The sequence below is a fragment of the Stenotrophomonas sp. 93052_Sma genome (genome assembly GCF_056481145.1).
Genome location: NZ_CM151134.1, coordinates 22,880 through 47,541, shown reverse-complemented (window position 1 = coordinate 47,541; position 24,662 = coordinate 22,880). Strand labels below are relative to the sequence as shown.

Sequence of the window (24,662 nt, the reverse complement as noted above, 5' to 3'; positions counted from 1 at the left end):
GGCAGACAAACGTTAACGGGCAGCGGAGACGTACCCTGCCCGTTCAGCTGCCGCTGGCCGCCCGGCTCAGCGCTGGCAGTGGCTGCACCAGACGCTGGCACGCTGGCCGATGGTGGCGTGCTTCAATGTGCGGCCACAGTTCGGGCAGGGCAGCCCGTCGCGGCCGTACACCAGCAGTTCCTGTTCGAAGTAGCCCGGTGCGCCGTCAGGGCTGATGAAATCGCGCAGCGTGGTGCCGCCACGGGTGATGGCGTAGCCGAGGATTTCCTTCACCGCGTCGGCCAGCCGCTGATAGCGCCCGCGCGAGATCTTGCCGGCCTCGCGCAGCGGGCTGATGCCGGCCTTGAACAGGCTCTCGGCGGCGTAGATGTTGCCCACGCCCACCACCACCGCCTGGTCCATCAGGAAGGTCTTCACCGGCGCGCTGCGGCCACGGCTGCGGGCGAACAGGTAGTCGCCGTCGAACGCGTCGTCCAGCGGCTCCGGGCCCAGCCCCTGCAGCAGCGGATGGACCTCACCGGCGGGCTGCCAGAGCAGGCTGCCGAAGCGGCGCGGGTCGTTGAAGCGCAGCAGGCGGCCGTTGTCCAGGCTGATGTCCACATGGTCATGGGCGCGCACCGGCGTATCACCGGGCAGCACGCGCAGGCTGCCGGACATGCCCAGGTGCAGCACCGCGCTGCCGATGGCGGTATCCAGCAGCAGGTACTTCGCGCGCCGACGGATCTCCTCGATGCGCTGCCCCGGCAGCAGCTCGGCCACTTCCGGCGGAATCGGCCAGCGCAGGTCGGCGCGGCGCAGGATCACGCCATGCACGCGGCGGCCCTGCAGGTGCGGCGCCAGGCCGCGGCGGGTGGTTTCGACTTCGGGCAGTTCAGGCATGAACCGATTCTACGCCCGCTCAGCGTGGCGGTGCCGCCAGTTCACGGGCATCCAGGACGCCATCACCGTTGGCATCCTGCTTGTGGAAACGCTGCACGATCACCTGCCGCTGCTGCTCGCGGCTGATCGCCCTGCCCTTGCCGCCGGGCAGCTCGTCTGCGCTCAGCACGCCATCGCCATTGCGGTCCATGCGGTCGAAGGCATACAGCATCCACTGCACGTATTCGGATTCACTCACCCGGCCGTCGCCATCGCTGTCCATCCGCTGCAGGTAGCTGGTGGTGTCGGTGACCTGGGCCAGCGCCGCGCCCGGCAGCAGCATCGTCAACGCAAGCCCATACCCAGCCCTCACGCGCCCACCAGGCTGTAGCCCTTCAACCGTGCGGCATAGGCCTGCAGCGCAGCGATCCCGCTTTCCTCGGCCTCACGGCACCACGCCTGCAACTGATGCAGGCGCTCGGCGGCATCGTGGCCGCGGGCCTCGAGCAGCGCCGCCAGCCGCGCGCGGTACTCGACCAGGGTGCGGATGCGCGGGCGCTGTGCCACCCATTCGCTGAGCTGGGCACGACTGTCCGGCTTCAGCCAGCGGCCATCGTTGACCAGGCCACGGCGCAGCCGGCGTGGCAGCAGGCGGCGCAGCTTGGCCCCGGCCTGCACAGCTTCCTCGCGCAGGGCCGGCATGAACACATTGCGCTGGTAATCGGTCATCGCCTGGAAGCGGTGCGACAGCAGCGCCTTCAGCGTTTCGGCGTCGGGCACGGCGATGTTCGGGCGCACGTCCATGGCCGGCGCCACCCGCAGCACCTTCGCCAGGCGCAGCGCCTGCAGCAGGCAGATCGCACTCCAGCCGATGTCGAATTCCCAGCGCCGCATCGCAAAGCGCGCCGAACTGGGGAAGGCATGATGGTTGTTGTGCAGCTCCTCGCCACCGATCCAGAACCCCCACGGCGTGAGATTGGTGGAGGTGTCGGCGGACTCGTAGTTGCGGTAGCCCCACCAGTGCCCCAGGCCATTGACCACGCCCGCGGCCCAGAACGGGATCCATGCCATCTGGATCGCCCACAGGGCCACGCCCGGCAGGCCAAACAACACGGTATTGATCGCGAACAGCAGCACCGGCCCCAACGTGGCATGCGGGGTATACAGGCGGCGCTCGATCGCATCATCCGGGGTGCCGCGCCCGTACTGCTCGATGTCCGCGCGCATGCCACGCGCTTCGCGGTACAGCTCCACGCCGTGCCAGAACACCTTGCCGATGCCACGGGTGACCGGGCTGTGCGGGTCGTCCTCGGTTTCCACCTTCGCATGGTGCTTGCGGTGGATGGCGACCCACTCGCGGGTGATCATCGAGGTGGTCAGCCACAGCCAGAAGCGGAACACATGGGCCAGCGCCGGGTGGAAATCGACCCCGCGATGGGCCTGGCTGCGGTGCAGGTACAGGGTCACCGAGAAGATGGTGATCTGGGTGAAGACCAGCAGCACCGCCAGCATGGCCCACCACCCCAGGCCGAGCACACCACCGGTCAACAGGGACATCAGGGCATCAGGCATGACTGCTCTCCGGGAGTGAAGGATACGTGCCACCTATCATGACGCCAAGCATAGAGAACCGAAGCAATTTCGACGCAATATCAAGCGAATTCATGCTAATTTCGAATCGTTCGGTGGTGAACGGGCAAGAATGCTCCAATCAGCATCCTTATTTTCCCTCATATCGCACCAGTAAGCACTGGGCTCCACTATTAATTAATAGCAAGAAGCACCTTCATGGTCGACGTATGCGAAGCCCTAGATCAGCTTACGAATGAGTGCCGTCAACATTTGGCAGATCTTCCACAATTGCAGTCCTGTCTGGCGGGACTGGAGCGTTCTATAGGCAGAATGGAAGATCGTGCATCGATACCTCGCTACACGATTAAGACAGTTCATGCGCAAACCTCGTTGCGAGCCATCGTAGAAGGCCTGACTACCGCATTTGAGGCTATCGCGGCGCGACGTTACTCGGCTGCTGAGGCACTTTGTCGCGTGGTCTTCGAGCAAACAGTGAACCTTATGTTCGTTCTCCACGACAATGATGCGTCACGCGCAAAGTCATTGCTCGCTTTCCATCTTGAGGATGCTCGTCGGAGAGCGACGCAATGGCATAGAGCGGCGGAACGTGCAAACAACTCATCTGCACAAAATGCGGCTCGAATGAAGCTTGAGCATATTGAACGCCTCAAAACAAGCGCTGAAACTCTCAGTTCGGCGAGTTTAAGGCCCTGGCCAAACGCGCGATCGCTTTTCATCACTCGGTTTGGAACTGCACTACTACGAACTTTTTGCATCAGCATCCGATTCAATCCATTCGCTTTCCGAAGACTTCTTCAGCGCTGTGATGATTGAGTGCGGACCAGACATACTTCGGAGGGAACGCAGGATCGCCAGCGACTTCGAGCGCGGATCATTCTCGATTTATCTGGGAGCACAGGGCCTACAGCTCTTTGCTAATGCGTTCCTCCATCTTTCATTTGAACTGAAAGACCCTGCATCCCAAGAACAAGCGCAAACGGCGTTGGAGATGGTGCAAGAGATAGTCAGCAAGCATGAATCGGATCATGCAGGTCATTGGAACCAGCTCCGCTCCCCTCCCGAAGACAGCTAGCAGAGCTTTGTATGCGAGATGGTGCGCGCGTTGGGCACCACGATCATGTAGAAAGTTGTGTAACTGCCGACCAAGTCTCGCCGACTCCTCATGAATGTCGTATCTATCCCCACTACCCCGGTGCCTTCGACAGCGTTGATCGAACTGGACCGCGCCACCGTGGTGCGCGGCCAGGTGAAGGTGCTGCACGCGCTCAGCCTGCGCATCGCGCAGGGCCAGCACACCGCCCTGCTCGGCCCCAACGGCTGCGGCAAGTCCACCTTCATCAAGCTGATCACCCGCGAGCTGTACCCGCTGGCGCAGGGCGACGGTACGGTGGCGGTGAAGGTGCTGGGCCAGAACCGCTGGCAGGTAGATCGGCTGCGCTCGCAGCTGGGCATCGTCACCGGCGACCTCAGCAGCAATCTGGCCGACATGCCGGGGCTGACCGTGGAACAGGCGGTGCTGTCCGGCTTCTTCGCCAGTTACGTGGTGCCGGCCTTCCGCGAAGTGACCGCCGACATGCGCGCGCGTCGGCGAGACGCTGGCAATGACCGGCGCGCTGTCGCTGCGTGAGCGTGCCTACGCCGAGCTGTCCGCCGGCGAGACCCGCCGCGTGCTGATCGCCCGCGCGCTGGTCAACCGGCCGCAGGCACTGCTGCTGGACGAACCCTCCACCGGCCTGGATCTGGTCGCCCGCGAACAACTGGTGGCGACCATGCGGGTACTGGCGCAGCAGGGCATCACCCTGGTGCTGGTGACCCATCACATCGAAGAGATCATTCCCGAGATCGAGCGGGTGGTGCTGCTGCGCGACGGCCGCGTACTGGCCGATGGCACCCGCGCCGAGCTGCTGCGCAACGAACCGCTGTCGGCGGTGTTCGGCGGCGCGATCAGGGTGGTCGAGCAGGAGGGCCGACTGGCCGCGTACGCGGGATAGACAGATGCATCGCTCTCCGTAACCGTCTGTAGAGTCGAGCCATGCTCGACTGCCGTTCGCCGCGAGCAGAAGCAGCCGAGCATGGCTCGGCTCTACAGAAGGCGGGGCAGCGGGCCGGATTCTCCGGCCCGCCACCGCTTTGCTCAGAACCGCAACGCCAGTGCGCGCGACTCGATCGGTGCCATCCGGCTCTGGTCCTGCAGCTGCAGGTCGCGCAGCTCGTACGGTGCGCCGAAGCCGGCCGGCAATGCGGCCTGGTCGAACGGCAGCACCAGCTGGCCTGCGCCCGGGCCATCGAACCACGCGGCCGCATGTGCCTGTGCGACCGGCTTCAACCGGCCATCGCGGGCCGTGGCGTACAGCGTGCCCCGCGCCTCATAGCGGCCGGCGGCGGCCACCTGCAGCGGCAGCGCCACCTGCCGACTGGCCGGGTCCGGCGCGGCCTGTCCACTGAAGCGGGCAGTCGGCCGTGCCACCGCAAAGGCGACCTTGCCATCGCGCAGCACACCGTCGGCCTGGGCGAACACCTGCAATTCCCACAGCCCCTGCACGGTTCCGACATCGGCCGGGATCCTTACCTGCGCGCGCAGCGCACCATCGGTGGTGCGCAGCAACCGCTGCGGCCAGCTGCGGCCATCCGGTGCGACCAGCAGGGCTTCACCGCCCAGCCCACCACGACGCGATGCCAGCTGCGCGGTGGTGGTGCCGTCTTCCAGCAGGCGTGCCTGCAGCTGCACGTTGCCGCCGGCCAGCACCTGCGCCTGGTTGGCCTGCACTTCCAGCCGCAGCGGGCTGTTCGGCTCCAGCACCTGCACCACGTAGCGGCCTTGGGCCTGCGCGCTCTGCAGCGTGTACGCACCGACCGCACTGGTCGCGCCGGTACGCAGCATGCTGCTGCCATCGCTCACCGGCATGCCGGCATCCTGCAGCGCGCGCATCGACACTGCGCGCCACGCTGCTGCGGCCGGCCGGGTCGCGCACCTGCAAAGTGTTGGCCGGCAGCGCGCGGGCACCTGCGGCCGGGCTCAGCTGGATCACCGCATCCGGCGCCGTCAGTGGCAGGTCCAGGCCGCGTTGCAGCTGCGTGCCATCAACCTGCTGCCAGTAGCTGCGGCTGACCGAGGCATACGGCGTGGCCGCCTGCAGCGGTTGTGCGGGGTCCAGCGCCCAGGCAAAGGCCAGTGGCGCGTGTTCGCTCTCATCGGCGGGAAGCGGCGCGGCTACCAGGGCGGCAGGCACCTGATCGCCCGCACGGGCGGCCTGCAGCGGCTGCGCGGCCTGCGCTGCGGAAAGGGACAGCACTGCCAGGGTGGCGCCCGCCAGCAGGGTGGATTGAATCGTCATGGTCGTCTCCCTCACTGGGTCAGGTCGTTGCGCAGCAGGGTGCCGAGGCCGAAGCACTCGCGGCGGCTCTGGTTGTGGCTGAGTGGTTCTGCACCCTGGGTACGCGCCTTGTCGGTGAACCAGGTGGTGCCGGCGGCCTTCTGGCTGCTGCACTCCAGGAAGCCATCGGAGCAGGACGACAGCCAGTTCTGGGTGAACTCCAGGCCGACGTTGGCGGCATAGCCACCGCAGTAGCTGTTGCTGTCCCACACCGCCGACTCCACGTCGCTGCCGACCACCGCGCGGAACGGTTTGGGCAGCGCCGGGCGGCCAGCGGTGCCGTAGAGGTTCTGCGCGTTGTAGGTGGCCATGCTCGCCACCTGCTGCTGGCGCACGGCGTCGTTCTTGTAGCCCAGCAGCCAGCCCAGCGAGGTTTCAAAGGTGTTGCCGTTGAGCACCGCATCGGCCAACGGCGTGCCGGCCGAAGACGGCGCCAGCGCGTTGACCTTGCGCACTGTGCGGATGATCTTCGGATAGCGGCTGTCATAGGTCGGGTTGGACAGGATCCAGCGCATCACGTTGCCGCCGTTGGAGTGGGTGATCACCACCAGCTGGGTGATGCCGCGGCTGTCGATGAAGCTGGTCAGCTGGTTGGCCAGGCAGCCGGCCGCTTCCGGCTTCCACATGTACTGGGTGAAGTCACAGTTGATGACGACGTAGTTGCTGCTGTTGGGCAGGCCCTGGCGCACGGTATCGATGATCGCCGGCTGCCAGTAGTCCTGGGTGGCGTTGGTCTGTGCGCCGGTGCCATGCACGAAGGCCACGCCGACCACGTCGGCCGCCTGAGCCGGCGCGGCTGCCAGCCCGAGGAGCAGGGCCAGGACGGTACTTCCTGTTGCGGTGCTGCGCATCGCTTCTCTCCCTCTGTCAACGGATCCCCCCGACCCGGCTGGAACTGGACGGCCCCTGGTGCTTGCCGTTGTGCCGATGCTCGCGGCGCGGCCGCGTGAAAGTCCGTGCGCTGCGCCCGGATTCAGGAGACTGACGTCACTCGATGACGCTTTTCATATCGCCGGGATGACCATGCCGGGTCTGGCCGTATGACCGATGGCCACTGCGGTGTCGTATACGGGCTGCGATCATGGCGCGATGTTTTTCCTCCGGAGCCTGTCCATGTCGCTGATTTCCCACCCTGCCCGCCCGCTGCTCGGCCTTGCCGTCATCGCGGCCCTGGCCGGTTGTGCCGCCACCGCCGCCAAGCCGACCGCCGTCGAAGCCAACATCACCACCAAGGCGGTGGGCTATCTGGACAAGAGCGCGGTACCGGCCAGCCTCGACCTGGTGCCAGCACCGCCGGTGGCCGGTTCGGCCGCCCTCGCCCTCGACGAACAGGTCAGCCGTGAAGCCCGCGCGCTGCGTGGCAGCCCGCGCTTCGCCCAGGCCGGTGTCGATGCGGAACTCGGCTTCCCCGAAGGCGCCAACCACTTCTCCTGCGCCGCCGACATCGACGTCGATGCGGTGAAGACCCCGGCGCTGTACCGCCTGCTGGAGCGCAGCCGGATCGACGCCAGCGCCGCCACCAAGGCCGCCAAGAACCACTACCAGCGCCCGCGCCCGTTCATGGTCAATGGTGAACCGACCTGCTCGCCGAAGGACGAAGAAGGCCTGCGCAAGAACGGCTCGTACCCGTCCGGCCACACCTCGATCGGCTGGGCCTGGGCCCTGATCCTGTCGGAGATCGCACCGGATCGCGCCGATGCGATCCAGGCGCGCGGCCGCAACTACGGCGAGAGCCGCCTGGTGTGCAACGTGCACTGGCAGAGCGACATCCTGGAGGGCCGCTTCATGGGCGCCGCCGCCGTGGCCCGCCTGCACGACAACGCCGCGTTCAACAAGGACCTGCTGGCCGCACGCAAGGAGATCGCTGCCGCGCGCAAGGCCGGCCTGCACTCCAGCCGCGACTGCGCGGCCGAGGAAGCGGTGCTGAAGGTGCGCCCGCAGAGCGCGCTGTAAGCGCCTGGCGGTTCAATTGTTGCCGGCCAGCGACCGGCACTACCGATGGGTGTAAAGCAGAAGGGCCGGCATTGCGCCGGCCCTTCTTCATTGCATCTACGCGGTCACCGCATCAGAACTTCGCGGTGAACTCCACGCCCCAGGTACGCGGCTCGTTGAGGAAGCCGGTCAGGTTGTTGAAGTCGATCGCGCCGACCACGCGGGTCTGGTTGGTCAGGTTGCGGCCGAACACGGCCACGTCGTACTGGCCGTAATCCCAGTTGTAGCCCAGGCGCAGGCCGCCTTCCAGCGAACTACGGCCGCGGAATTCCGGCGACTCGTAGATGAAGAAGTTCACCGCGCTGCGGTAGGCCCAGTCGGTGTAGGCATACAGCTCGCTGCCATCGCTGAGCGGGAAACCGACACGCAGGGTCGCGTTGTGGATCCACTTCGGCGCCTGCGGCAGCGGGTTGCCGTTCACCAGCGCATAGGTGCCACCGTTGATGACGGTGGTCGGGTCGTTGATGGTGCAGCCACCGCCGCAGATCGCTACCGCCAGATCCTTGTCCTTGATCTCGGTGTCGTTGTAGCTGCTGCCGAAGGTCAGCAGCACGTTGTCAGCCAGATAGGCTTCCAGGTCCAGCTCCACGCCCTGGCCGATGGTCTTGTCGGCGTTGAGCAGGGTGGCGGTGTTGTTGGTGCCGCCCACCGCGATCAACTGCTGGCCGTCAACGTTGTAGCGGAACACGCTCAGGCCCAGGCGCGCGGCGCTCGAACAGGTCGGCCTTGATGCCGGCTTCGTACGAGATCACCTTCTCCGAATCGGCCTGCGACAGGCCCGGCGCGAAGGCCAGGCGGCCCTGGATCGACGGCGCACGGAAGCCCTTGGCCACGCGGGCGTAGGCATTCACGTTGTCGGTCAGCTTGTACACGCCGCTGACATCCCAGCTGACGTCGTTGACGTCGGTGTTGGCCAGGTACGGGCCACTGACCGGGGTGCCGAACGGAAGGACGGCCTGCAGCACGCTGGCGTTGAAGTCCTTCTTGTCCTGGGTGTAGCGCACGCCGGCGCGCAGCTTGAAGCGGTCGGTGACATCGAAGTCACCCGAGGCGAACACCGCCCAGGCCTTGTTGCGCTGGTTCTGCACCACATGGCCGGTCTGCGGGTTGCCCGGCTTCAACGAGTTGTAGTTGAAGTTGTTGATGGTCACGTCTTCGTCGAAATAGAAGACGCCGGCCTGCCAGTCGAAGCGGCCCCATTCGTTGGATTCGACGCGGAACTCCTGCGTCCACTGGCGATGGTGCGGCAGGCCGTCGGCCGACTCCGACGAGAACGGGATGAAGCCCGGCCCATAGTTGCCAGCGCCCAGCGATGCGTCGCCGTAGCCACCGTCGATGTCACCACGATTGAGCGATTCGGCGGTTTCATAACCGGTGATCGAGTGCAGGGTCACCGAACCGAGGTTCCACTGCAGGCGCGCTGCCGCCCCAGGTTTCCAGGTCGGAGAAGTTGACGCCATCGTTGGCCACCTTGTCGCGATCGAAGTTCTCGACCAGGCCGTTGCCACCCTTCTGGATGATGTTGGCACGGAACAGGCGGGCGGTGCCGTTGAGCTTGCGCTTGTGCAGGTTGAACAGCGCTTCGAAGTCGTCGCCTTCGTACAGGAACTGCACGCGGCCGGCGGCTTCGTCATAACCTTCGAAACCGCTGTTGGGCGCACCGGCGCGGGTGTTGTCGACCCAGTCGTCGCGGCGCTGGTAGATGGCCGAGACGCGTGCCGACCAGCGGTCGGTCAGCGGGCCGCCATAGGCGCCCTGCACGTTCCAGCTGTTGTAGCTGCCATAGCCCACGCGCACGTAGCCGTCGGCATCCTGCGACGGGCGCGCCGAATCGAACTTGACCACGCCGGCCGGGGTGTTGCGGCCGAACAGCGTGCCCTGCGGGCCACGCAGCACTTCCACATTGGCCAGGTCGAACAGCGGGAAGCCCTTCAGCAGCGGGCTTTCCTGCACCACGTCGTCGTACACCAGCGACACCGGCTGCGACGCATTGAGGTCGAAGTCGGTGTTGCCCAGGCCACGGATGTAGAAGCGCGGGAAGGCACGGCCGTAGGACGACTCGATGTTGAGGCTGGGCACGCGCGCGGCCAGGAAGCGGATGTCATCGCCCGCCGAACCCAGCACATCGAGCTTCTCGCCCTGGATCGCGCTGATCGCGACCGGCACGTCCTTGGCGTTCTCGACGCGGCGCTGCGCGGTCACCTGCAGGGCATCAAGGGCAACCGGATCCTTGGCAGCGGGAGTTTCCTGGGCGGCTGCTACCAGCGGCAACAGGGCGGAAAGAGCGGCAACGAGGGGGCGCGCGACCGGAAGGCGGCCACGGGAAGTGCGGGTCGGAGACATGGCGGTAGGCTGTGTTTGGAGGGGTGGTAAAACGGCGCTACCAGATAATTGTTGCAATACAGCACCTGCCCCGCAAATGCCTGCCGTTCATGGCCGCGTCGCTCCGGCCCCCGCGCCCTCGCTAGACTCGGGGTTTTCCAGCCCTGCAGAGCCGCCGCGATGACCCAGTGGTACTTCCATGCCTCCGCCCAGGCCGAGCGTATCGGCCCGCTTGATGACGAGGCCGCGCGCCGTTATGCGCAGGCCAACCCGCGCGCCCTGGCCTGGTGCCAGGGCATGAGCGGGTGGACCTCGATTGCCGAGGTGCCCGAACTGCAGTCCGCGGCCCCGGGCATGCCGAACACCCCGCCGCCGGTCCCCGCCGCGGCCAGCGGCCGCGCCGACGACATCGAGTTCCGCATCGTCGGCCATGAAATGCAGTTCGTGGAGATCGAGCTCGACCCCGGCGAGAGCGCCATTGCCGAGGCCGGCGCATTGATGTTCAAGGATGCCACCGTGCAGATGGACACGGTGTTCGGCGCCGCCAACGGCGACCAGGGCGGCGGCTTCATGGGCAAGGTGATGGCCGCCGGCAAGCGCGTGCTGACCGGCGAGAGCCTGTTCGCCACCGTCTACACCCAGAGCGGCCACGGCAAGGGCAAGGTCGCCTTCGCCGCGCCCTACCCCGGCACCGTGCTGGCAATGAAGCTGGACCAGCATGGCGGCCGCCTGATCTGCCAGAAGGACAGCTTCCTGGCCGGCGCGCGCGGCGTGCAGATCGGCGTGCAGTTCCAGCGCAAGATCATGACCGGCCTGTTCGGCGGCGAAGGTTTCATCATGCAGAAGCTGGAAGGCGACGGCTGGGTGTTCATCCATGCCGGCGGTTGCGTGGTGGAGCGCGAGCTGGCCGCGGGCGAGCGGCTGGATGTGGATACCGGCTGCGTGGTGGCCTACCACCCGACCGTAGACATGGACGTGCGCCGGGTGGCCGGCATCAAGAGCATGCTGTTCGGCGGCGAAGGCGTGTTCCTGGCCACGCTGACCGGTCCGGGCAAGGTCTGGCTGCAGTCGCTGCCGTTCTCGCGTCTGGCCGGCCGCATGTGGATGGCCGCGCCGCAGGGCGGTGGCCAGAACCGCGGCGAAGGCTCGGTGCTGGGCGGCCTGGGCCGGATGCTGGACGGCGACAACCGGTTCTGACCGCCCCCGGTCGTGCCGGCCGCTGGCCGGCAGCCTCATGGACCTTGGCGAGCGTCCCGGTAGTGCCGGCCGCTGGCCGGCAGCCTCATGAACCGTTGCCAGGTTCCCAATGATTGCCGGCCAGCGGCCGGCACTACCTTTATGAATGGGCGATGTTTCCTACCCTGCCCGCCCCGCCACGGCTTCGGTATGCTGGCGCCCTTTCCTGAATCCGGCGCCGCGAGCGCACTGCCGATGAGCCTGTTCCGCCCCCGCATGCTGCTGTCCGTCGCCCTGATCGGCCTGCTGGCCGGCTGCGGTGGCGACCCGGTCCGCCCCGCACCGCCGCCGGCGCCGACCGTGGTGCCGCAGGCCAAGCCGGTGAAGATCGGCATCGCCCTCGGTGGCGGCGCAGCCAAGGGCTTCGCGCACATCGGCGTGATCAAGATGCTGGAGGCCAACGGCTTCGAACCGGCCGTGGTGTCCGGCACCAGCGCCGGCAGCGTGGTCGGTGCGCTGTATGCCAGCGGCATGGACGCGTTCCAGATGCAGAGCAAGGCGGTCGCGCTGGACGAAGCCAGCATCCGCGACGTGCGCCTGTTCTCCGGCGGCCTGGTGCAGGGCCAGAAGCTGCAGGACTACGTCAACGAGCAGGTTGCCAACCGTCCTGCCGAGCGCCTGAAGAAGCCGTTCGCCGCCGTCGCCACCCAGCTGGAGACCGGCGAGCGTGCGATCTTCGTGCGCGGCAACGTCGGCCAGGCGGTGCGCGCGTCGAGCAGCATCCCCGGCGTGTTCGAACCGGTGAAGATCGGCGGTCGCAACTACATCGATGGCGGCGTGGTCAGCCCGGTGCCGGTGGATGCCGCGCGCCAGCTCGGCGCCGACTTCGTGATCGCCGTGGACATCTCCAGCAAGGCCAGCGGCAAGGCGCCGACCGACATGCTGGGCATCGTCAACCAGTCCATCTCGATCATGGGCCAGCGCCTGGGCGAGCAGGAACTGGCGCGCCGACATCGTCATCCGCCCGAAGGTGCTGGACATCGGCGCCGCCGACTTCAGCCAGCGTGGCACCGCGATCCTGGAAGGCGAGAAGGCCGCGATGGCGGCGATGCCGCAGATCCGCGCCAAGATCCAGCAGCTGCAGCGCGCACGTGCCGCGGCGGCCGCACCGGCACCGGTGGCCGCGCCGAAGTGCGAGGAAGCCTCGCGCCTGGGCAAGCTGATGGGCCGCAAGGACAAGTGCTGATCTGAGCCGGCGTGTCGCTGCCAGACAGCGACGCGCGTTCTAGCGTGCGGGCCGGTAACCGCTGGCCTGCTGCCGCTCGCGCCTGCGCATCTGGCGGGCCTGCTCCTGCAGCGCCGCCGTGTGTTGCAGCTGTTCCATGCCATCGGCCGGCACATGCAGCTGGCGTCGCGCACGGGTGAGTGCCAGATAGACCGCGCGCACCGGGTTGTGCCAGATGCGCCCGCCCTGCCCCGCACTGAAGCAACCAGGCGACAGCGAGACCACGTCGAACTGCAGGTTCTTCGCGTGTTCGGCCAGGCACAGCGCCACCCGCCCTTCAGCGGGCGTGTCCTGGTCATCAAGCGCCAGCAGCAGTGACTGCACCCGATCGGCAGACGCAAACAGTTCGACCAGCGCGCCCTGCCCTTCGTCGGCCTGCGTGGCCAGGAAGCGCTCCCATTCCTGGTCCGATGCACTATCGCGGCGCCGGCGCCACGCATCCAGCGGCCGCTGCAGCACGCTGCGCAGCGCGCGCAGCGATGCCGGATGCAGGTAGGGCCGCAGCCCGAGTGCGTGCAGCTGTGCCGCGTCCAGGGCCAGATCGGCGACGCTGCCATGGATGCGCAGGCCCTCGCTCGGCACCTGCGCCCAGTCGCGGTAATGCAGCACACCGGTGGCGCGGTCGGTGGCACCGACGAACGGCCCACTGTCCTGGTCCAGTCCATCCAGTGCCAGGGTCTGGTTGACCAGGCCCTCGACCTGGTTGCCCTGGCGCACCGACTGGTGCATTTCCAGCACCTTCGACGCGGCCCAGCGCGGCACCGTACCGGTCAGGCACTGGTGCGGGTCACCCAGGCTGACCACTCCAGGCGCATGGCCGGCCAGCAACTGCTTCCACGACGGGCTCAGGTCATGCGCCTCGTCCACCAGCAGCATGCCCATGTCCTGCGGCGGGGTGACGCCGCGCAGCGCCAGCCACTTGCCGATGTGCGCCGGGCTGAGGCTCAGCAGCGTGCCCCGCTGCAGCTCGGCGTCGAACATGCAGCGCCAGACGTGCTCGGCGGCCGCCATGTACGGCGACACATCGAGCATCGCAGCGGGCACCGAACGGTCGAAATGCTGGAAGGCCATGCGCGGCGCGGACGAGGCGCACCAACGGTTGATGGCCTCGAACGCGGTCAGCAGCACCTGCTCCGGGCTGCGCCCACCGATGCCCTGCAGGCCGATGCGGCCGGCAATCTCGCGCGGCGTACGGGTGCTGCGCCGGTAGCTGGCAACGAAGCCACCGGTCTGGCCGCTGCGCGCGGCGTGCTGGGCCACGCGGTTGGCGAACTCGATCTGGGTCAGCAGGCGCACCGCAGTGCTGGTCGGCACGCGGGCGCGGAAGGCTTCCACCTGCCCACGCGAGGGCGCCACGTAGGTGTAGCGGCCCGGCCGCGCCTCCATCAGCGCCAGCACCAGGTGGCCCTTGCCGGTGCCGGCATAGCCATCGAGGTCGATCAGCTCATCGGGGTTGGCGGCGATGGCGCGCAGCACGCGGGCCTGCTCGGAGGTGTACAGGCCATGGTGTTCGACCGACCGTGCATCCTCGGCGACAACCTCATCCTGCGTGGCCTCGTCATCGTCACTGGAAAAGGTGGCGGGAAAGCGGATCTCATGTTCGACCAGGGTTTCCTGACAGGCCTGCTGCAGGGCCAGACCCGGGTACTCCCGTGGCGACTGCGCGATGACGTCCTGCAGGATCTCCGCCGGTGCCAGCAGCACGCCGTGGCCGGCCAATGCGGTCAGCCAGGCATCCAGTTCCGGTTGGCCACCGCCACCGGGCCCGGCCAGCTGTGCAGCCGCGCCTTCGTTGCCGGCAAACAACGCGCAGGCATCATGCAGCAGGCGCTCGATCTCGGCCGCCGGATGCAGGCGCGTCCGGCACAGCTGCGCGGCCATCAGGCCGGCCTGCTCCACTGCGGTCTGCGGTGGTGTGCCATGGGCAACGTAGCGCGCCAGCGACTTGCGCTGCAGCGGCAGGAACGTGGTGGTGGGCAGCGGGTGCTGGAGTTCGGACATGCGTGGAACCGGAAAGGAACGCTGCGACGCGCGCAGGGCGGAGATGCTCGGCTACCCGCCCGGCGCCGTCAAATCGCGGCGGCGCGTTTATTCCAGCTGCGAAAGCGGCAATGCCTGGAAGCCCTTCACCGTGCGCAGCACGAAGCTGGAATTGGCATCGGCCACGCCGCCGGCATTGAGCAGCCGGTCCAGCAGGAAGTGCGAGAAGTGCTCCAGGTCGCGCACGTAGACGTGCAGCAGGTAGTCCATGTCGCCGGTCAGTGCATGGCAGGCCACCACTTCATCCCAGCCCTGCACGCTGTCCACGAAGTGGCCGATGGCGGCCTGGTCGTGCTTTTCCAGCTGCACGCGCACGAAGGCCTGCAGGCCCAGCCGCAGCTGCCGTGGCTCCAGCCGCGCACCATAGCCGACGATCACGCCCTCGCTTTCCAACCGCTGCAGGCGACGCAGGCAGGCCGAGGGCGAGAGGTTCACCCGCGTCGCCAGCTCGGCGTTGGTGGCGCGCCCATCCCGCTGGATTTCAGCCAGCAGACGTATATCCGTGCGATCGAACTGGACTTCTCCGGCCATTGTTGCCCCGCAACATGGTGAGTACGCAAGGATATTGCGCCAACAAGGCCAATCGGCGCAACTTTTGCAACCCTGTTGCGCGCGCCCTGCCCTAGCATCGTGGGTATCCCGTCAAGGAGTGCCCCATGGACCTCGCCCAGCCCCGCCGCGTCGAACACCAGCAGACCGACAAGGGCTACGTGCCGGTGTATACCACCGCGCTCGTCGAGCAGCCGTGGGACACCTACAGCGCCGACGACCACGCCACCTGGAGCACGCTGTACCAGCGCCAGCGCGAACTGCTGGTCGGCCGCGCCTGCCAGGAATTCCTGGATGCACAGGACGAGATGGGCATGAACGCACACATGATTCCGCGCTTCGACCAGCTCAACGAAGTACTGGGCGCGGCCACCGGCTGGACCCTGGTGGGCGTGGAAGGCCTGCTGCCGGAACTGGATTTCTTTGACCACCTGGCAAACCGTCGTTTCCCGGTGACCTGGTGGATCCGTCGCCCGGACCAGATCGATTACATCGCCGAACCGGACCTGTTCCACGATCTGTTCGGCCATGTGCCGCTGCTGATGAACCCGGTGTTCGCCGACTACATGGAGGCGTACGGCCGTGGCGGCGTCAAAGCCCACGCGATCGGCCCGGATGCACTGCAGAACCTGACCCGCCTGTACTGGTACACGGTGGAGTTCGGCCTGATCGATACGCCCGACGGCCTGCGCATCTACGGCGCCGGCATCGTGTCGTCGAAAGGCGAATCGCTGTACTCGCTGGAGTCGGCCGCGCCCAACCGCATCGGTTTCGACCTGCAGCGGATCATGCGCACGAAGTACCGCATCGACACCTTCCAGAAGACCTACTTCGTCATCGACAGCTTCGAACAGCTGATGCAGGCGACCTCGCCGGACTTCACCCCGATCTACGCGGCGCTGTCTGATCAGGCGCATCTGCCGGCGGGCGATGTGCAGCGCGATGACCGCGTGTTCCAGAAGGGCACCGGCGAAGGCTGGGCCGACGGCGGCGACGTGTAGGCGAACGGCACACACCGCTTCGTACTGAAAACGGCGCACCTGGATGCGCCGTTTTCGTTGCTGCCTGCCTGCACCGTCACGGCAGTGCAGGCGAGGGCAGGGCGATCAGGCGTCCACGGCCCGGCAGGAACCGCGCACCATCAGCTGCGGGTGCACGCTGGTTGCGGTCGGCGCATCCGGCACGTCGGCCTGCACCAGCATCGCCGCCGCCATGCGCCCGATGTCGGACACATGGCGGCGCACCGAGGTCAGCGGCGGCCACAGCCGCGACGCCAGTGGGCTGTCGTCGTAGCTGACGATCGACAACTGCTGCGGCACCGCGATGCCCGCACGCAACGCCACCTGATACACGCCGGCAGCCATTTCGTCGTTGCCGGCAAAGATCGCACTGGGCCGTTGTCCGCCCATCAGCAGCCGTTCGGCGGCATGCACGCCCGACTCGAACGTATCGCCCGCTTCCAGCACGCGTTCACCCGGCAGGGTCAGGCCCACCTGCGCCAGCCGGTCGAGGAAGCCATGGGTGCGCTCGCGTGCGGTACGGCGGTCACCCGGACCGGCAATCACCGCGATATCGCGGTGGCCGAGCGAGAGCAGGTAGCCCGCTGCCGCGGCTGCACCGTCGCGATCATGGGTGACCACGGCCTGTGCCTCGTCATCCGACACATGCGCGTTGATGCGGACGTAGCGGCATTCAATGCCGTCGAGCATCTCCGTCAACGCAGCTGACTCGGAGGCACGCGGGCCCAGGATCACGCCATGCAGCTTCTGCTGCTGCACGAAGCGCCGCACGCCGTACGCACAGTCCGGAGCCAGGCTGTCGCAGGGATGCACGACCAGTTCATAGCCGGTGCCGCGCAGCGCTTCCAGCGCGCCGTGCTGCAGGTCGACGATGCATTGGGCGCCCGGGTCGTCATACACCAGGCCGATCAGGAAGGAGCGGCGGAACGCGAGGCCCCGCGCCAGGGGGTCGGGCACGTAACCGACCTCGCGCATCAACGCCTCGACCTTGTCGCGGGTGTCTTTGCGCACCAGCGGCGAGTTGTTGATGATTCTTGAAACCGTTTTCTTGGAAACTCCCGACAGTCGTGCGATGTCGTTGATCGTGGCAGCCTTGCCCTTCGATGCCGGCAACGCGGCATCGCTAATAATTCGCACTGACATGTATAGAACCAGGTAAGTCGGAGAATTCTAGCCTTGCGCCCGTGGGGCGCGAAGTTGCGGAATGTCGCAGCGAAGATGGATTGCGTCGTGTTCGACCGCTTCTGCTGCGCGAGGTTCCATTGTGATCGCTCTACTTGATGTCCATCTGAACCGTTCTTCCGCGCGTGTTCACCTTGAATGCGGGCGCGACGCGCGCGAACGCCAACATTCCCTTAACCACGCTCCGCTACAGTCGGGGCATGGACCTGCAGACTTCTCCGTTTCCGGTGTTCCGTGGCCGCGACAGGTTGATCGCTGCGGTCGACGCAGCGATGACCTCCGGTGATGCCGAGCGCATCACCGCCGACCTGCAGCTGGCGCTGCAGGAAGCCATCGCGGACAGCCGCATCGAATTGCCCGAGTGCGTACACCGTCCGGTCAGTGATCATTACGCGCGACGCCCGCTGTACCACAGCCGCGAACACGGCTACAGCGTGATTGCCATGAGCTGGGGCCCAGGGCAGGGCACGCCGCTGCACGACCACGATGCCATGTGGTGTGTGGAGGGAGTGTGGTCAGGCGAGCTGGAGATCACCCGCTATGAACTGCTGGAGCGCAACGGTGAGCGCTGCCGCTTCCGCCGCCACGCCGTGCTACGCGGGGGCTGCGGCAGTGCCGGCAGCCTGATTCCGCCGCACGAGTACCACACCCTGCGCAACGCCAGCAACGAAGCGCTGGCGATCTCGGTTCACGTGTACGAGGCGCAGATGGAGCGCTCTGCGGTGTTCGATCCGCTCGGTGGTGACTGGTACCAACGCCGCATCCAGGCATTGCAGGCCGACCCGGCCTGAGCCGGGGGCAGGGCGGGGCATCACCAGCACCGTCGTGAGCCACGTGGCATCATGCGCCGCTGCGCTGCCGGACCCGGCGGCGATCCGCGATGCCCGGTCGGGCAAGGAGCAAGACGATGTCCAGCGCTGATCCGCGCCTGCGCGCGCTGTTGAAGCTGGCACCGGTGATTCCGGTGTACACCCCCGAAGATGTGAATGAAGCGGTCGAAGTGGCCCAGGCGCTGTTCCGCGGCGGCCTGCCGGTGATCGAAGTGACGCTGCGCACGCCGCAGGCGCTGGATGCGATCAAGGCGATGGTCGAGGCCGTGCCCGATGCCGTGATCGGCGCCGGCACGGTACTCAATGCCGCGCAGATGCAGGCAGCGAAGCAGGCCGGTGCGCGTTTCGCCGTATCCCCGGGTGCGACACCGGCGCTGTATGCCGCCGCACGCGATGCCGACCTGCCGTACCTGCCCGGTGCCGCCACTGCCTCCGACCTGATCCTGGGCCTGGAGCACGGCCACGACACCTTCAAGTTCTTCCCGGCGGTGCAGGCCGGTGGCGCTGCGCTGCTGGCGGCCTGGCACGGCCCGTTCGCCGATATGCGCTTCTGCCCGACCGGCGGCATCAGCGCGCAGACTGCGCCGCAGTTCCTGCACCTGCCCAACGTGCTGTGCGTGGGCGGCTCGTGGCTGACCACCCCGGCGCTGCTGCAGACCCGCGACTGGGATGCGATCGAGCGCCTGGCCCGCGAGGCCTCGGTGCTGGCCAGCTGAACCTGCTGCACGAATTGTCAGAGGTTTGATCGTGATCAAAGCGCCGGCCTCGTGCCGGCGTCATTCTGTGGGCAAGCGCACTACGGAGATCCGAACATGAATTCGACCATGAAGGCCGCTGTCGTGCGTGAGTTCGGCAAGCCACTGGTGATCGAGGAAGTCTCGGTACCGCGCCCGGGGGCGGGCGAGGTGCTGGTCAAGATCGAGGCCTGTGGCGTCTGCCACACCGACCTGCACGCCGCCGAGGGCGACTGGCCGGTGAAACCGAACCCGCCGTTCATCCCCGGCCACGAGGGCGTGGGGCACGTCGTGGCCGTGGGAGGCGGGGTAGGGCACGTCAAGGAAGGCGACAGGGTCGGCATCCCCTGGTTGTACTCGGCCTGTGGCCATTGCGAACACTGCCTGGGTGGCTGGGAAACGCTGTGCGAGACACAGCGCAACACCGGTTACTCGGTCAACGGCGGCTTCGCCGAGTACGCACTGGCCGATGCCAACTATGTCGGCCTGCTTCCGAAGGAAATAGGCTTCGTCGAGATCGCGCCGGTGCTGTGCGCCGGTGTGACCGTCTACAAGGGCCTGAAGGTGACCGACACCAAGCCCGGGGACTGGGTCGCCATCTCCGGCATCGGCGGTCTGGGCCACATGGCGGTGCAGTACGCCCGCGCGATGGGCCTGAACGTGGCTGCGGTGGATGTGGACGACAACAAGCTGGCATTGGCCCGGCAGCTCGGCGCGCAGATCACCGTCAACGCGCGCACCACCGACCCCGCCGCCTTCCTGAAGAAGGAAATCGGCGGCGCGCACGGCGCCCTGGTCACCGCGGTTTCGCCGAAGGCCTTCGAGCAGGCGCTGGGCATGGTCCGCCGTGGCGGCACGGTCTCGCTCAACGGCCTGCCGCCGGGCAACTTCCCGCTGGACATCTTCGGCATGGTGCTCAACGGCATCACCGTGCGCGGCTCGATCGTCGGCACCCGGCTGGACCTGCAGGAGTCGCTGCAGTTCGCCGCCGAAGGCAAGGTCGCGGCCACGGTCAGCACCGACCGCCTGGAAAACATCAACGACGTGTTCGCGCGCATGCATGCGGGCACGATCGAAGGCCGCGTGGTGCTCGACTTCGCCGCCTGACCGCCTGTGCATGGCCGCCGTCGCTCCGTCCCCCTCTCCCACGGACGCGGCGGCCATGCCTATCCCCCGGTGGTGCCGGCCGTTGGCCAGCAAACCCCAGTCGGTTCGGTAGTGCCGGCCGCTGGCCGGCAACCCGGGCACTCTGTGGCAGCCGTACAATGCGCGCATGCCCGACCTGCTCAAGACCCTGTTCCTGTCCCTCGTCGCCCTGATCGGCGGCGTGCTGTCGCTTGCGCTGGTCAGCAGCGTCGCCAGCTGGCTGCCCCCGCTGGTGGGCATGTCGCCGGACAACAACAGCGTGCAACTGGGGTGGGATCTGGCCTTCAGCGTGCTGGGCGGCATCGCCGGCATTTCCTTCGCCACCTACTACGCGCCGTGCTGGCCGCGTTCGCATGGTTTTTCGATCTGGTCGTTGATCGCGCTCGGCTGCGCCTACGCAATGTGGACCGCAGGCGCGGATTTCCCGCTCTGGTTCGTCATTTCGCTGCTGGCATCGCTGCCGTTGCAGCTGCTGGCCGGCTGGTGGTTCGGCCGCCGCGCGTCGCGCGATCCGCGCTGAGCGCATCCAGGTAGTGCCGGCCGCTGGCCGGCAACCTCGCCCATGCTACAGGTGCCGGCCAGCGGCCGGCACTACCGCTTCAGCGACGGCAGCGTCTGCTTCAATCGCGCGATGCCCTGCCATGGGTCACCCTTCAGCCGCTTCGCGCGCCAGCGCCTTGGCCATCGGAAACGCGTCGGCCGCGCTCACCCGCGCCAGTTCTTCCCAGCGCAGCGGCACCGCCACGCCGCCAGAATCGCGTGCACGCAGCGACCACGAGCACACGCTGGTGGCGCCTCGGGTGTTGCGCAGCCAGTCGATGAAGATGACGCCATTGCGCTTGGCCTTGCTCATCGTCGCCACGTAGCGGTCCGGCGCCTGCTCCGCCATCGCCTGTGCGAACGCCTCGCAGAATGCCTTGGCTTCGTCCCAGCCAGCCTTGGGCTGCAGTGGTACCACCACGTGCACCCCCTTGCCGCCAGACAGGCGTACGAAGCTCTCCAGACCCACCTGCTGCAGGCGGTCACGCACGTCGCGCGCACCGGCTTTCACCTGTACCCAGCTGACGCCGTCACCAGGGTCGAGATCGAACACCAGTCGGTCCGGATGCTCCGGGTCAGCCACGGTCGCACCCCACGGATGCAGCTCCAGGGTGTTCATCTGCACCAGCTGCAACAGGCCACGTGCATCGTCGATATAGACATAGTCCTCGCGGCCGCTCTTCTGCTGGAGGGGCACCGCATGTACCGCATCGCCCAGGCCGGGGCCATGATGCTTCTGGAAGAAGCAGGCCTTGCCGACGCCATCCGGACAGCGCAGCAATGACAGCGGACGTCCGGCGATTTCGGGCAGGATCCAGCGCGCCATGCGCTGGTAGTAGTCGGCCACGTCGCCCTTGCTCAGTTTCTGCTTTGGAAACACCACCCGCTCAGGATGGGTGATCTGGACCTCACCTCCGGCTTCGGCATCTGCGGTGCTCATTCCCAGGTCCTCCTTCTGCTTGTCGCTGCGCAACCGCTTGAAACTGGCCTGGCGCAGCAGGCGTTCCTTGCCCCAGCCACGGAACGCCACCTCCGCCACCGTCACCGGTTTCACCCAGCGTACGCTGGCGGCGCGGAACGGCACATGCGCCGGCAGCTGCAGCACCGGCGTCTTCACTGCCAAAGGCTGCAGTGCCTTGAGCAGCGCGCAGGCGCTCGTCGTCGAAGCCGGTGCCCACGCGGCCCACATAGCGCAGCCCGGCCTTGTCCGGCGTGGCCAGAAGCAGCGAGCCGAATCCCACCCGGGAACCCTTGGGTGCCGTATAGCCGACGATCACGAACTCGTCGGTGTCTTCGTGCTTCACCTTCACCCAGCTGCGCGCGGGTATTCACGTACGGGGCATCCACCTGCTTGCTGACGATGCCTTCGAATCCGGCCTTGCCACTGGCATCGAACACCTGCGGGCCATGGTCGATCACGTGCTCGCTGAAGGCCAGGGTGCCAGGCGCCGGCCCAATGAGCTCTTTCAGGAGTGCTTTGCGCTCCAGCAACGGCGCACGACTGATATCCGCTCCAGCCACGCCCGGAAGATCGAACACGATGTAGCGCAGCGGTTGCTTCGAGCTGCCGTCGATCACCCGCTGCAACGCTGCGAAGTCACTGCGTCCTTCCTTGTCCAGCACCACCAGTTCGCCGTCCAGGCGTGCATCGCGCACCGGCAGCGCCTGCACGGCCTGCACCACTTCGGGAAAATCATCGGTCCAATCCAGACCATTGCGGGAGCGCAGCTTGACCTCGCCATTGTGCAGATCCGCCAGCAGGCGATAGCCGTCCCACTTGATCTCATGCAGCCAGCCCTCGCCGTCGGGGGCACTGTCGCGATGATCGGTCAACTGCGGTTTGAACCCAAGGGGATAGGGCGTATCACGTGCGCCGTGCAGTTGCAGCGCGCGTGCATGCCAACGCGCATCGGCCTTGCGCGTGGTCGTGCGTGCGACGGGTGCAGCACGCGCCGCCTTCGCTGTGGAACGCTTCTTCGCCGCAGATGCTCGTTTCGGCGTGGGTGCCGTCAGCAGGTCATCCGCCTCCGCGTCGCGCGCTTCGCCGTCGTCGCGCTTGATCAGCAGCCACTGCACCTGACGCCCTTTCATTGCCGTACGCACCAGCTTCCAGCCACCGGCCAGGCGTTGCCCGTGCAGCACGAAGTCGATCTTTCCAGCCGCCAGCGCCTGCAGTGGATCGCCTTCACAGGCCCAGGTGCCGTGATCGAAGACATCCACGTGGCCAGCGCCATAGTGGCCTTCAGGAATGTCTCCTTCGAAACCGGCGTAGGACAACGGGTGATCTTCCACCTCCACGGCCAGCCGCTTCTCACCGACGCGCAGCGAAGGCCCCTTGGGCACGGCCCAGCTCTTCAGTACGCCGTCCATTTCCAGGCGGAAGTCATAGTGACGCGAGCTTGCGTGATGCAGCTGGATGACGAAGGTCGGCCGCCGCTTCGGATTCCCGCGTGCGGGCGTGTCGTCAGGCTCCGGCGTCTGCCCGGCGCCACCACCCAGTCTGCGCTTGCGCCGGTACTGGTGCAGCGACATGGTTCAACCTGCCTTGCGCCGCGTGGTCTTCTTTACGGCCTTTTTGGCGGCCTTCTTCGCAGCCTTCTTCGCCGGTGCCTTGCGCATTGCCGTCTTCTTCGCCGGCGTGCGCTTGTTGGCGTCCAGGCTCTTCTGAAGCAACGCCATGAAATCCACCACATTGGTGGTGGCATCTTCACGCGGTGCGGGCTCGTCTTCCACCCGGGTAGTGCCGCCCTTGGATTTGATGCGCTTGTTCAATACCAGCTGCAGACGCTCGCGGAACTCATCGTGATAATCCGAAGGATCCCAGTCACCGGCCATTGATTCGATCAGCTGTTCGGCCATCGCCGTTTCCTTGCTGGTGATGCGATAGTCGGACAGTTTTCCGGTGGGCAGCTTGTAGTCCTCGGGATCCACCAGCTCCTGCGGATAGCGCAGGATCATCAACACCAGCGCGTCCTCATGCGGCATCACCGCGCACAGGTATTCGCGCGTGCGCACCACCACCCGCGCGATGCCCACCTTGCCGGTACTGCGCAGCGTTTCGCGCAACAGCACATAGCCCTTTTCGGCCTTCTTGCCGGGCACCAGCAGATACGGTTTCTCGTAGTAGCGTGGGTCGATCTGCGCCGCATCCACGAACGATTCCACCTCCACCGCTTCGTGGCTTTCCGGCGCCGCCGAACGGATATCACCTTCCTCCAGCACGACATAACTGCCCTTGTCGTACTCATAGGCTTTGACGATGTCCTTCCAAGGCACTTCCTCACCGGTGTCGGCGTTGACCCGTTCGAAACGGATCGGCTTGCGATCGCGGGAGTCGAGCATGCGGAACTGCAGATCGACCTTGCGTTCGCCGGACATCAGTGACACCGGCACGTTGAGCAGGCCAAACGACAACGTGCCGGTCCAGATCGGGCGGGCCATGGGCGCACCTTTGGCGGGGCAGGGTGCCCAGCGTGGGCCGGAGGGCGTAAACCGGCCGTGTCCGTGCCGTGCACGTGGGTTCTACGGAAAGCGGTAGTGCCGGCCGCTGGCCGGCTGAGGCTCGCGGCCTGAAGTTTCCTGGGGTTGCCGGCCAGCGGCCGGCACTACTGCAGCAACGGCTTCACCGCCGCCGCCGGAATATGGTCCAGTGCGCGCCAGGCGTCCTCCACCACCGGCCTCGCCTGCGACCAGCTCAACCGCGACTGCCCGCGCATCTGCTCCCAGTGCTCGGCCAGTTCCTCGCAGGTATCGGCGGCATCACCGCGTGGCCAGTCAGCGGCATGGGTTGTCAGCGCGAAGGCATACACCGGGCACAGATCGCGCCAGTTACGGTGGCTCTGGCCACGGCGCTCTTCGTAATCGCTCAGCATGTACTGCAGGTAGTCCTGCGCCACCGCCTGCGGATCCTCGTGGCGACGCGATCGGCGCTGCGCGGTGCGCTGGCCGAGCGGATCAAGCAGGGCGTTGAACACGGACGGTGCGGGTCGTTCAAGACGGGGCATGGCCGGCTCCTGCAGCGG

General features: G+C 66.8%; 18 protein-coding genes and 5 pseudogenes. 10 read left to right on the top strand and 13 right to left on the bottom strand.

The genetic code is table 11. The features are described 5' to 3' along the window. Nucleotides 1-66: 66 nt before the first annotated feature. The 3 genes from mutM to ACZK2V_RS00205 are packed head-to-tail and all read right to left on the bottom strand — an operon-like array spanning nucleotide 67 to nucleotide 2,430. Complete coding sequence (gene mutM / locus ACZK2V_RS00215) at nucleotides 67-879, bottom strand: bifunctional DNA-formamidopyrimidine glycosylase/DNA-(apurinic or apyrimidinic site) lyase (RefSeq protein ID WP_486322875.1); 813 nt, start codon at nucleotides 877-879, stop codon at nucleotides 67-69. A gap of 19 nt (nucleotides 880-898) precedes the next feature. Beyond that, nucleotides 899-1,231 (bottom strand): EF-hand domain-containing protein, encoded by a 333-nt coding sequence (locus ACZK2V_RS00210; protein WP_277779111.1) that lies wholly within the window; start codon nucleotides 1,229-1,231, stop codon nucleotides 899-901. Further along, nucleotides 1,228-2,430: a DesA family fatty acid desaturase gene (locus ACZK2V_RS00205; RefSeq protein WP_486322874.1), complete on the bottom strand. Its 1,203-nt coding sequence runs from the start codon at nucleotides 2,428-2,430 to the stop codon at nucleotides 1,228-1,230. Before ACZK2V_RS00205 ends, ACZK2V_RS00210 begins: the two co-directional genes overlap by 4 nt. 216 nt (nucleotides 2,431-2,646) lie before the next feature. Between ACZK2V_RS00205 and ACZK2V_RS00200 the strand changes: the two genes are divergently transcribed. After that, nucleotides 2,647-3,264 carry a DUF5677 domain-containing protein gene (locus ACZK2V_RS00200; RefSeq protein WP_486322873.1) on the top strand — a complete coding sequence of 206 codons (618 nt, stop codon included), beginning with the start codon at nucleotides 2,647-2,649 and terminating at the stop codon, nucleotides 3,262-3,264. A 349-nt stretch (nucleotides 3,265-3,613) separates the two neighbouring features. After that, nucleotides 3,614-4,442, top strand: a pseudogene (locus ACZK2V_RS00195) (ABC transporter ATP-binding protein). Nucleotides 4,443-4,585: 143 nt separating this feature from the next. Here the strand turns inward: ACZK2V_RS00195 and ACZK2V_RS00190 are convergent. From ACZK2V_RS00190 to ACZK2V_RS00180, 3 genes and pseudogenes are all read right to left on the bottom strand, one after another. After that, complete coding sequence (locus tag ACZK2V_RS00190; protein WP_486323356.1) at nucleotides 4,586-4,858, bottom strand: DUF4785 family immunoglobulin-like domain-containing protein; 273 nt, start codon at nucleotides 4,856-4,858, stop codon at nucleotides 4,586-4,588. Nucleotides 4,859-5,302: 444 nt separating this feature from the next. Beyond that, nucleotides 5,303-5,786, bottom strand: a pseudogene (locus ACZK2V_RS00185) (DUF4785 domain-containing protein); the annotation flags it as partial. 11 nt (nucleotides 5,787-5,797) lie between these two features. Then, a complete protein-coding gene (locus tag ACZK2V_RS00180; RefSeq protein WP_329891908.1) occupies nucleotides 5,798-6,676 on the bottom strand; it encodes a hypothetical protein in 879 nt (292 codons plus the stop codon). A 262-nt stretch (nucleotides 6,677-6,938) separates the two neighbouring features. Between ACZK2V_RS00180 and ACZK2V_RS00175 the strand changes: the two genes are divergently transcribed. Next, nucleotides 6,939-7,778 (top strand): acid phosphatase, encoded by an 840-nt coding sequence (locus ACZK2V_RS00175; RefSeq protein WP_049399001.1) that lies wholly within the window; start codon nucleotides 6,939-6,941, stop codon nucleotides 7,776-7,778. Nucleotides 7,779-7,890: 112 nt separating this feature from the next. Here ACZK2V_RS00175 and ACZK2V_RS00170 read toward each other — a convergent pair. Further along, a pseudogene (locus ACZK2V_RS00170) lies at nucleotides 7,891-10,160 on the bottom strand (TonB-dependent receptor). Nucleotides 10,161-10,319: 159 nt separating this feature from the next. Here ACZK2V_RS00170 and ACZK2V_RS00165 point away from each other — a divergent pair. Both ACZK2V_RS00165 and ACZK2V_RS00160 read left to right on the top strand, forming a co-directional pair. Next, nucleotides 10,320-11,336: a TIGR00266 family protein gene (locus tag ACZK2V_RS00165; protein ID WP_032129262.1), complete on the top strand. Its 1,017-nt coding sequence runs from the start codon at nucleotides 10,320-10,322 to the stop codon at nucleotides 11,334-11,336. Nucleotides 11,337-11,570: 234 nt separating this feature from the next. Further along, a pseudogene (locus ACZK2V_RS00160) lies at nucleotides 11,571-12,561 on the top strand (patatin-like phospholipase family protein). A 39-nt stretch (nucleotides 12,562-12,600) separates the two neighbouring features. Here the strand turns inward: ACZK2V_RS00160 and ACZK2V_RS00155 are convergent. Beyond that, complete coding sequence (locus tag ACZK2V_RS00155) at nucleotides 12,601-14,601, bottom strand: hypothetical protein (RefSeq protein ID WP_486322872.1); 2,001 nt, start codon at nucleotides 14,599-14,601, stop codon at nucleotides 12,601-12,603. A gap of 87 nt (nucleotides 14,602-14,688) precedes the next feature. Beyond that, entirely contained in the window at nucleotides 14,689-15,171 is a 483-nt protein-coding gene (locus ACZK2V_RS00150) for an Lrp/AsnC family transcriptional regulator (protein ID WP_004153377.1), read from the bottom strand. A gap of 125 nt (nucleotides 15,172-15,296) precedes the next feature. On the opposite strand from ACZK2V_RS00150, the gene phhA reads away from it, so the two are divergent. Then, nucleotides 15,297-16,190, top strand: a complete 894-nt coding sequence (gene phhA, locus ACZK2V_RS00145) for a phenylalanine 4-monooxygenase (RefSeq protein ID WP_121504973.1) — start codon at nucleotides 15,297-15,299, stop codon at nucleotides 16,188-16,190. Nucleotides 16,191-16,295: 105 nt separating this feature from the next. Here phhA and ACZK2V_RS00140 read toward each other — a convergent pair whose 3' ends face one another. Then, on the bottom strand, nucleotides 16,296-17,351 hold the full coding sequence (locus tag ACZK2V_RS00140; RefSeq protein WP_032129266.1) for a LacI family DNA-binding transcriptional regulator: 1,056 nt from the start codon (nucleotides 17,349-17,351) through the stop codon (nucleotides 16,296-16,298). Between the two features lie 239 nt (nucleotides 17,352-17,590). Here ACZK2V_RS00140 and ACZK2V_RS00135 point away from each other — a divergent pair, with 239 nt between their 5' ends. The 4 genes from ACZK2V_RS00135 to ACZK2V_RS00120 all read left to right on the top strand — a co-directional run bounded on the left by ACZK2V_RS00135 (nucleotide 17,591) and on the right by ACZK2V_RS00120 (nucleotide 20,620). Beyond that, the gene (locus tag ACZK2V_RS00135; RefSeq protein ID WP_049399007.1) at nucleotides 17,591-18,181 is read left to right on the top strand and encodes a cysteine dioxygenase family protein; all 591 of its coding nucleotides are present in this window, start codon (nucleotides 17,591-17,593) and stop codon (nucleotides 18,179-18,181) included. Between the two features lie 116 nt (nucleotides 18,182-18,297). Continuing rightward, on the top strand, nucleotides 18,298-18,936 hold the full coding sequence (gene eda / locus ACZK2V_RS00130) for a bifunctional 4-hydroxy-2-oxoglutarate aldolase/2-dehydro-3-deoxy-phosphogluconate aldolase (protein ID WP_164079659.1): 639 nt from the start codon (nucleotides 18,298-18,300) through the stop codon (nucleotides 18,934-18,936). Nucleotides 18,937-19,032: 96 nt separating this feature from the next. Next, nucleotides 19,033-20,061 carry an alcohol dehydrogenase AdhP gene (gene adhP, locus ACZK2V_RS00125; protein ID WP_486322871.1) on the top strand — a complete coding sequence of 343 codons (1,029 nt, stop codon included), beginning with the start codon at nucleotides 19,033-19,035 and terminating at the stop codon, nucleotides 20,059-20,061. Between the two features lie 166 nt (nucleotides 20,062-20,227). Next, the gene (locus tag ACZK2V_RS00120; protein WP_049462440.1) at nucleotides 20,228-20,620 is read left to right on the top strand and encodes a hypothetical protein; all 393 of its coding nucleotides are present in this window, start codon (nucleotides 20,228-20,230) and stop codon (nucleotides 20,618-20,620) included. 71 nt (nucleotides 20,621-20,691) lie between these two features. Here ACZK2V_RS00120 and ligD read toward each other — a convergent pair. The 3 genes and pseudogenes from ligD to ACZK2V_RS00105 form a co-directional block, all read right to left on the bottom strand. Further along, nucleotides 20,692-23,172 (bottom strand): annotated as a pseudogene (ligD, locus tag ACZK2V_RS00115) (DNA ligase D). Nucleotides 23,173-23,175: 3 nt separating this feature from the next. Beyond that, nucleotides 23,176-24,081 (bottom strand): non-homologous end joining protein Ku, encoded by a 906-nt coding sequence (ku, locus tag ACZK2V_RS00110; protein ID WP_049422360.1) that lies wholly within the window; start codon nucleotides 24,079-24,081, stop codon nucleotides 23,176-23,178. Between the two features lie 164 nt (nucleotides 24,082-24,245). Beyond that, nucleotides 24,246-24,644, bottom strand: coding sequence for a hypothetical protein (locus ACZK2V_RS00105; protein WP_486322870.1), 399 nt, complete (start codon nucleotides 24,642-24,644; stop codon nucleotides 24,246-24,248). Between the last annotated feature and the right edge of the window lie 18 nt (nucleotides 24,645-24,662).

Excerpts from the sequence above, each read along its gene's own strand:
- phhA (WP_121504973.1), top strand. The coding sequence starts at position 15,297 with ATGGACCTCGCCCAGCCCCGCCGCGTCGAACACCAGCAGACCGACAAG.
- ACZK2V_RS00165 (WP_032129262.1), top strand. The coding sequence starts at position 10,320 with ATGACCCAGTGGTACTTCCATGCCTCCGCCCAGGCCGAGCGTATCGGC.
- ACZK2V_RS00150 (WP_004153377.1), bottom strand. The coding sequence starts at position 15,171 with ATGGCCGGAGAAGTCCAGTTCGATCGCACGGATATACGTCTGCTGGCT.
- ACZK2V_RS00200 (WP_486322873.1), top strand. The coding sequence starts at position 2,647 with ATGGTCGACGTATGCGAAGCCCTAGATCAGCTTACGAATGAGTGCCGT.
- ku (WP_049422360.1), bottom strand. The coding sequence starts at position 24,081 with ATGGCCCGCCCGATCTGGACCGGCACGTTGTCGTTTGGCCTGCTCAAC.
- ACZK2V_RS00155 (WP_486322872.1), bottom strand. The coding sequence starts at position 14,601 with ATGTCCGAACTCCAGCACCCGCTGCCCACCACCACGTTCCTGCCGCTG.
- ACZK2V_RS00135 (WP_049399007.1), top strand. The coding sequence starts at position 17,591 with ATGGACCTGCAGACTTCTCCGTTTCCGGTGTTCCGTGGCCGCGACAGG.
- ACZK2V_RS00175 (WP_049399001.1), top strand. The coding sequence starts at position 6,939 with ATGTCGCTGATTTCCCACCCTGCCCGCCCGCTGCTCGGCCTTGCCGTC.
- ACZK2V_RS00140 (WP_032129266.1), bottom strand. The coding sequence starts at position 17,351 with ATGTCAGTGCGAATTATTAGCGATGCCGCGTTGCCGGCATCGAAGGGC.
- ACZK2V_RS00120 (WP_049462440.1), top strand. The coding sequence starts at position 20,228 with ATGCCCGACCTGCTCAAGACCCTGTTCCTGTCCCTCGTCGCCCTGATC.
- ACZK2V_RS00105 (WP_486322870.1), bottom strand. The coding sequence starts at position 24,644 with ATGCCCCGTCTTGAACGACCCGCACCGTCCGTGTTCAACGCCCTGCTT.
- eda (WP_164079659.1), top strand. The coding sequence starts at position 18,298 with ATGTCCAGCGCTGATCCGCGCCTGCGCGCGCTGTTGAAGCTGGCACCG.
- mutM (WP_486322875.1), bottom strand. The coding sequence starts at position 879 with ATGCCTGAACTGCCCGAAGTCGAAACCACCCGCCGCGGCCTGGCGCCG.
- adhP (WP_486322871.1), top strand. The coding sequence starts at position 19,033 with ATGAATTCGACCATGAAGGCCGCTGTCGTGCGTGAGTTCGGCAAGCCA.
- ACZK2V_RS00205 (WP_486322874.1), bottom strand. The coding sequence starts at position 2,430 with ATGCCTGATGCCCTGATGTCCCTGTTGACCGGTGGTGTGCTCGGCCTG.
- ACZK2V_RS00180 (WP_329891908.1), bottom strand. The coding sequence starts at position 6,676 with ATGCGCAGCACCGCAACAGGAAGTACCGTCCTGGCCCTGCTCCTCGGG.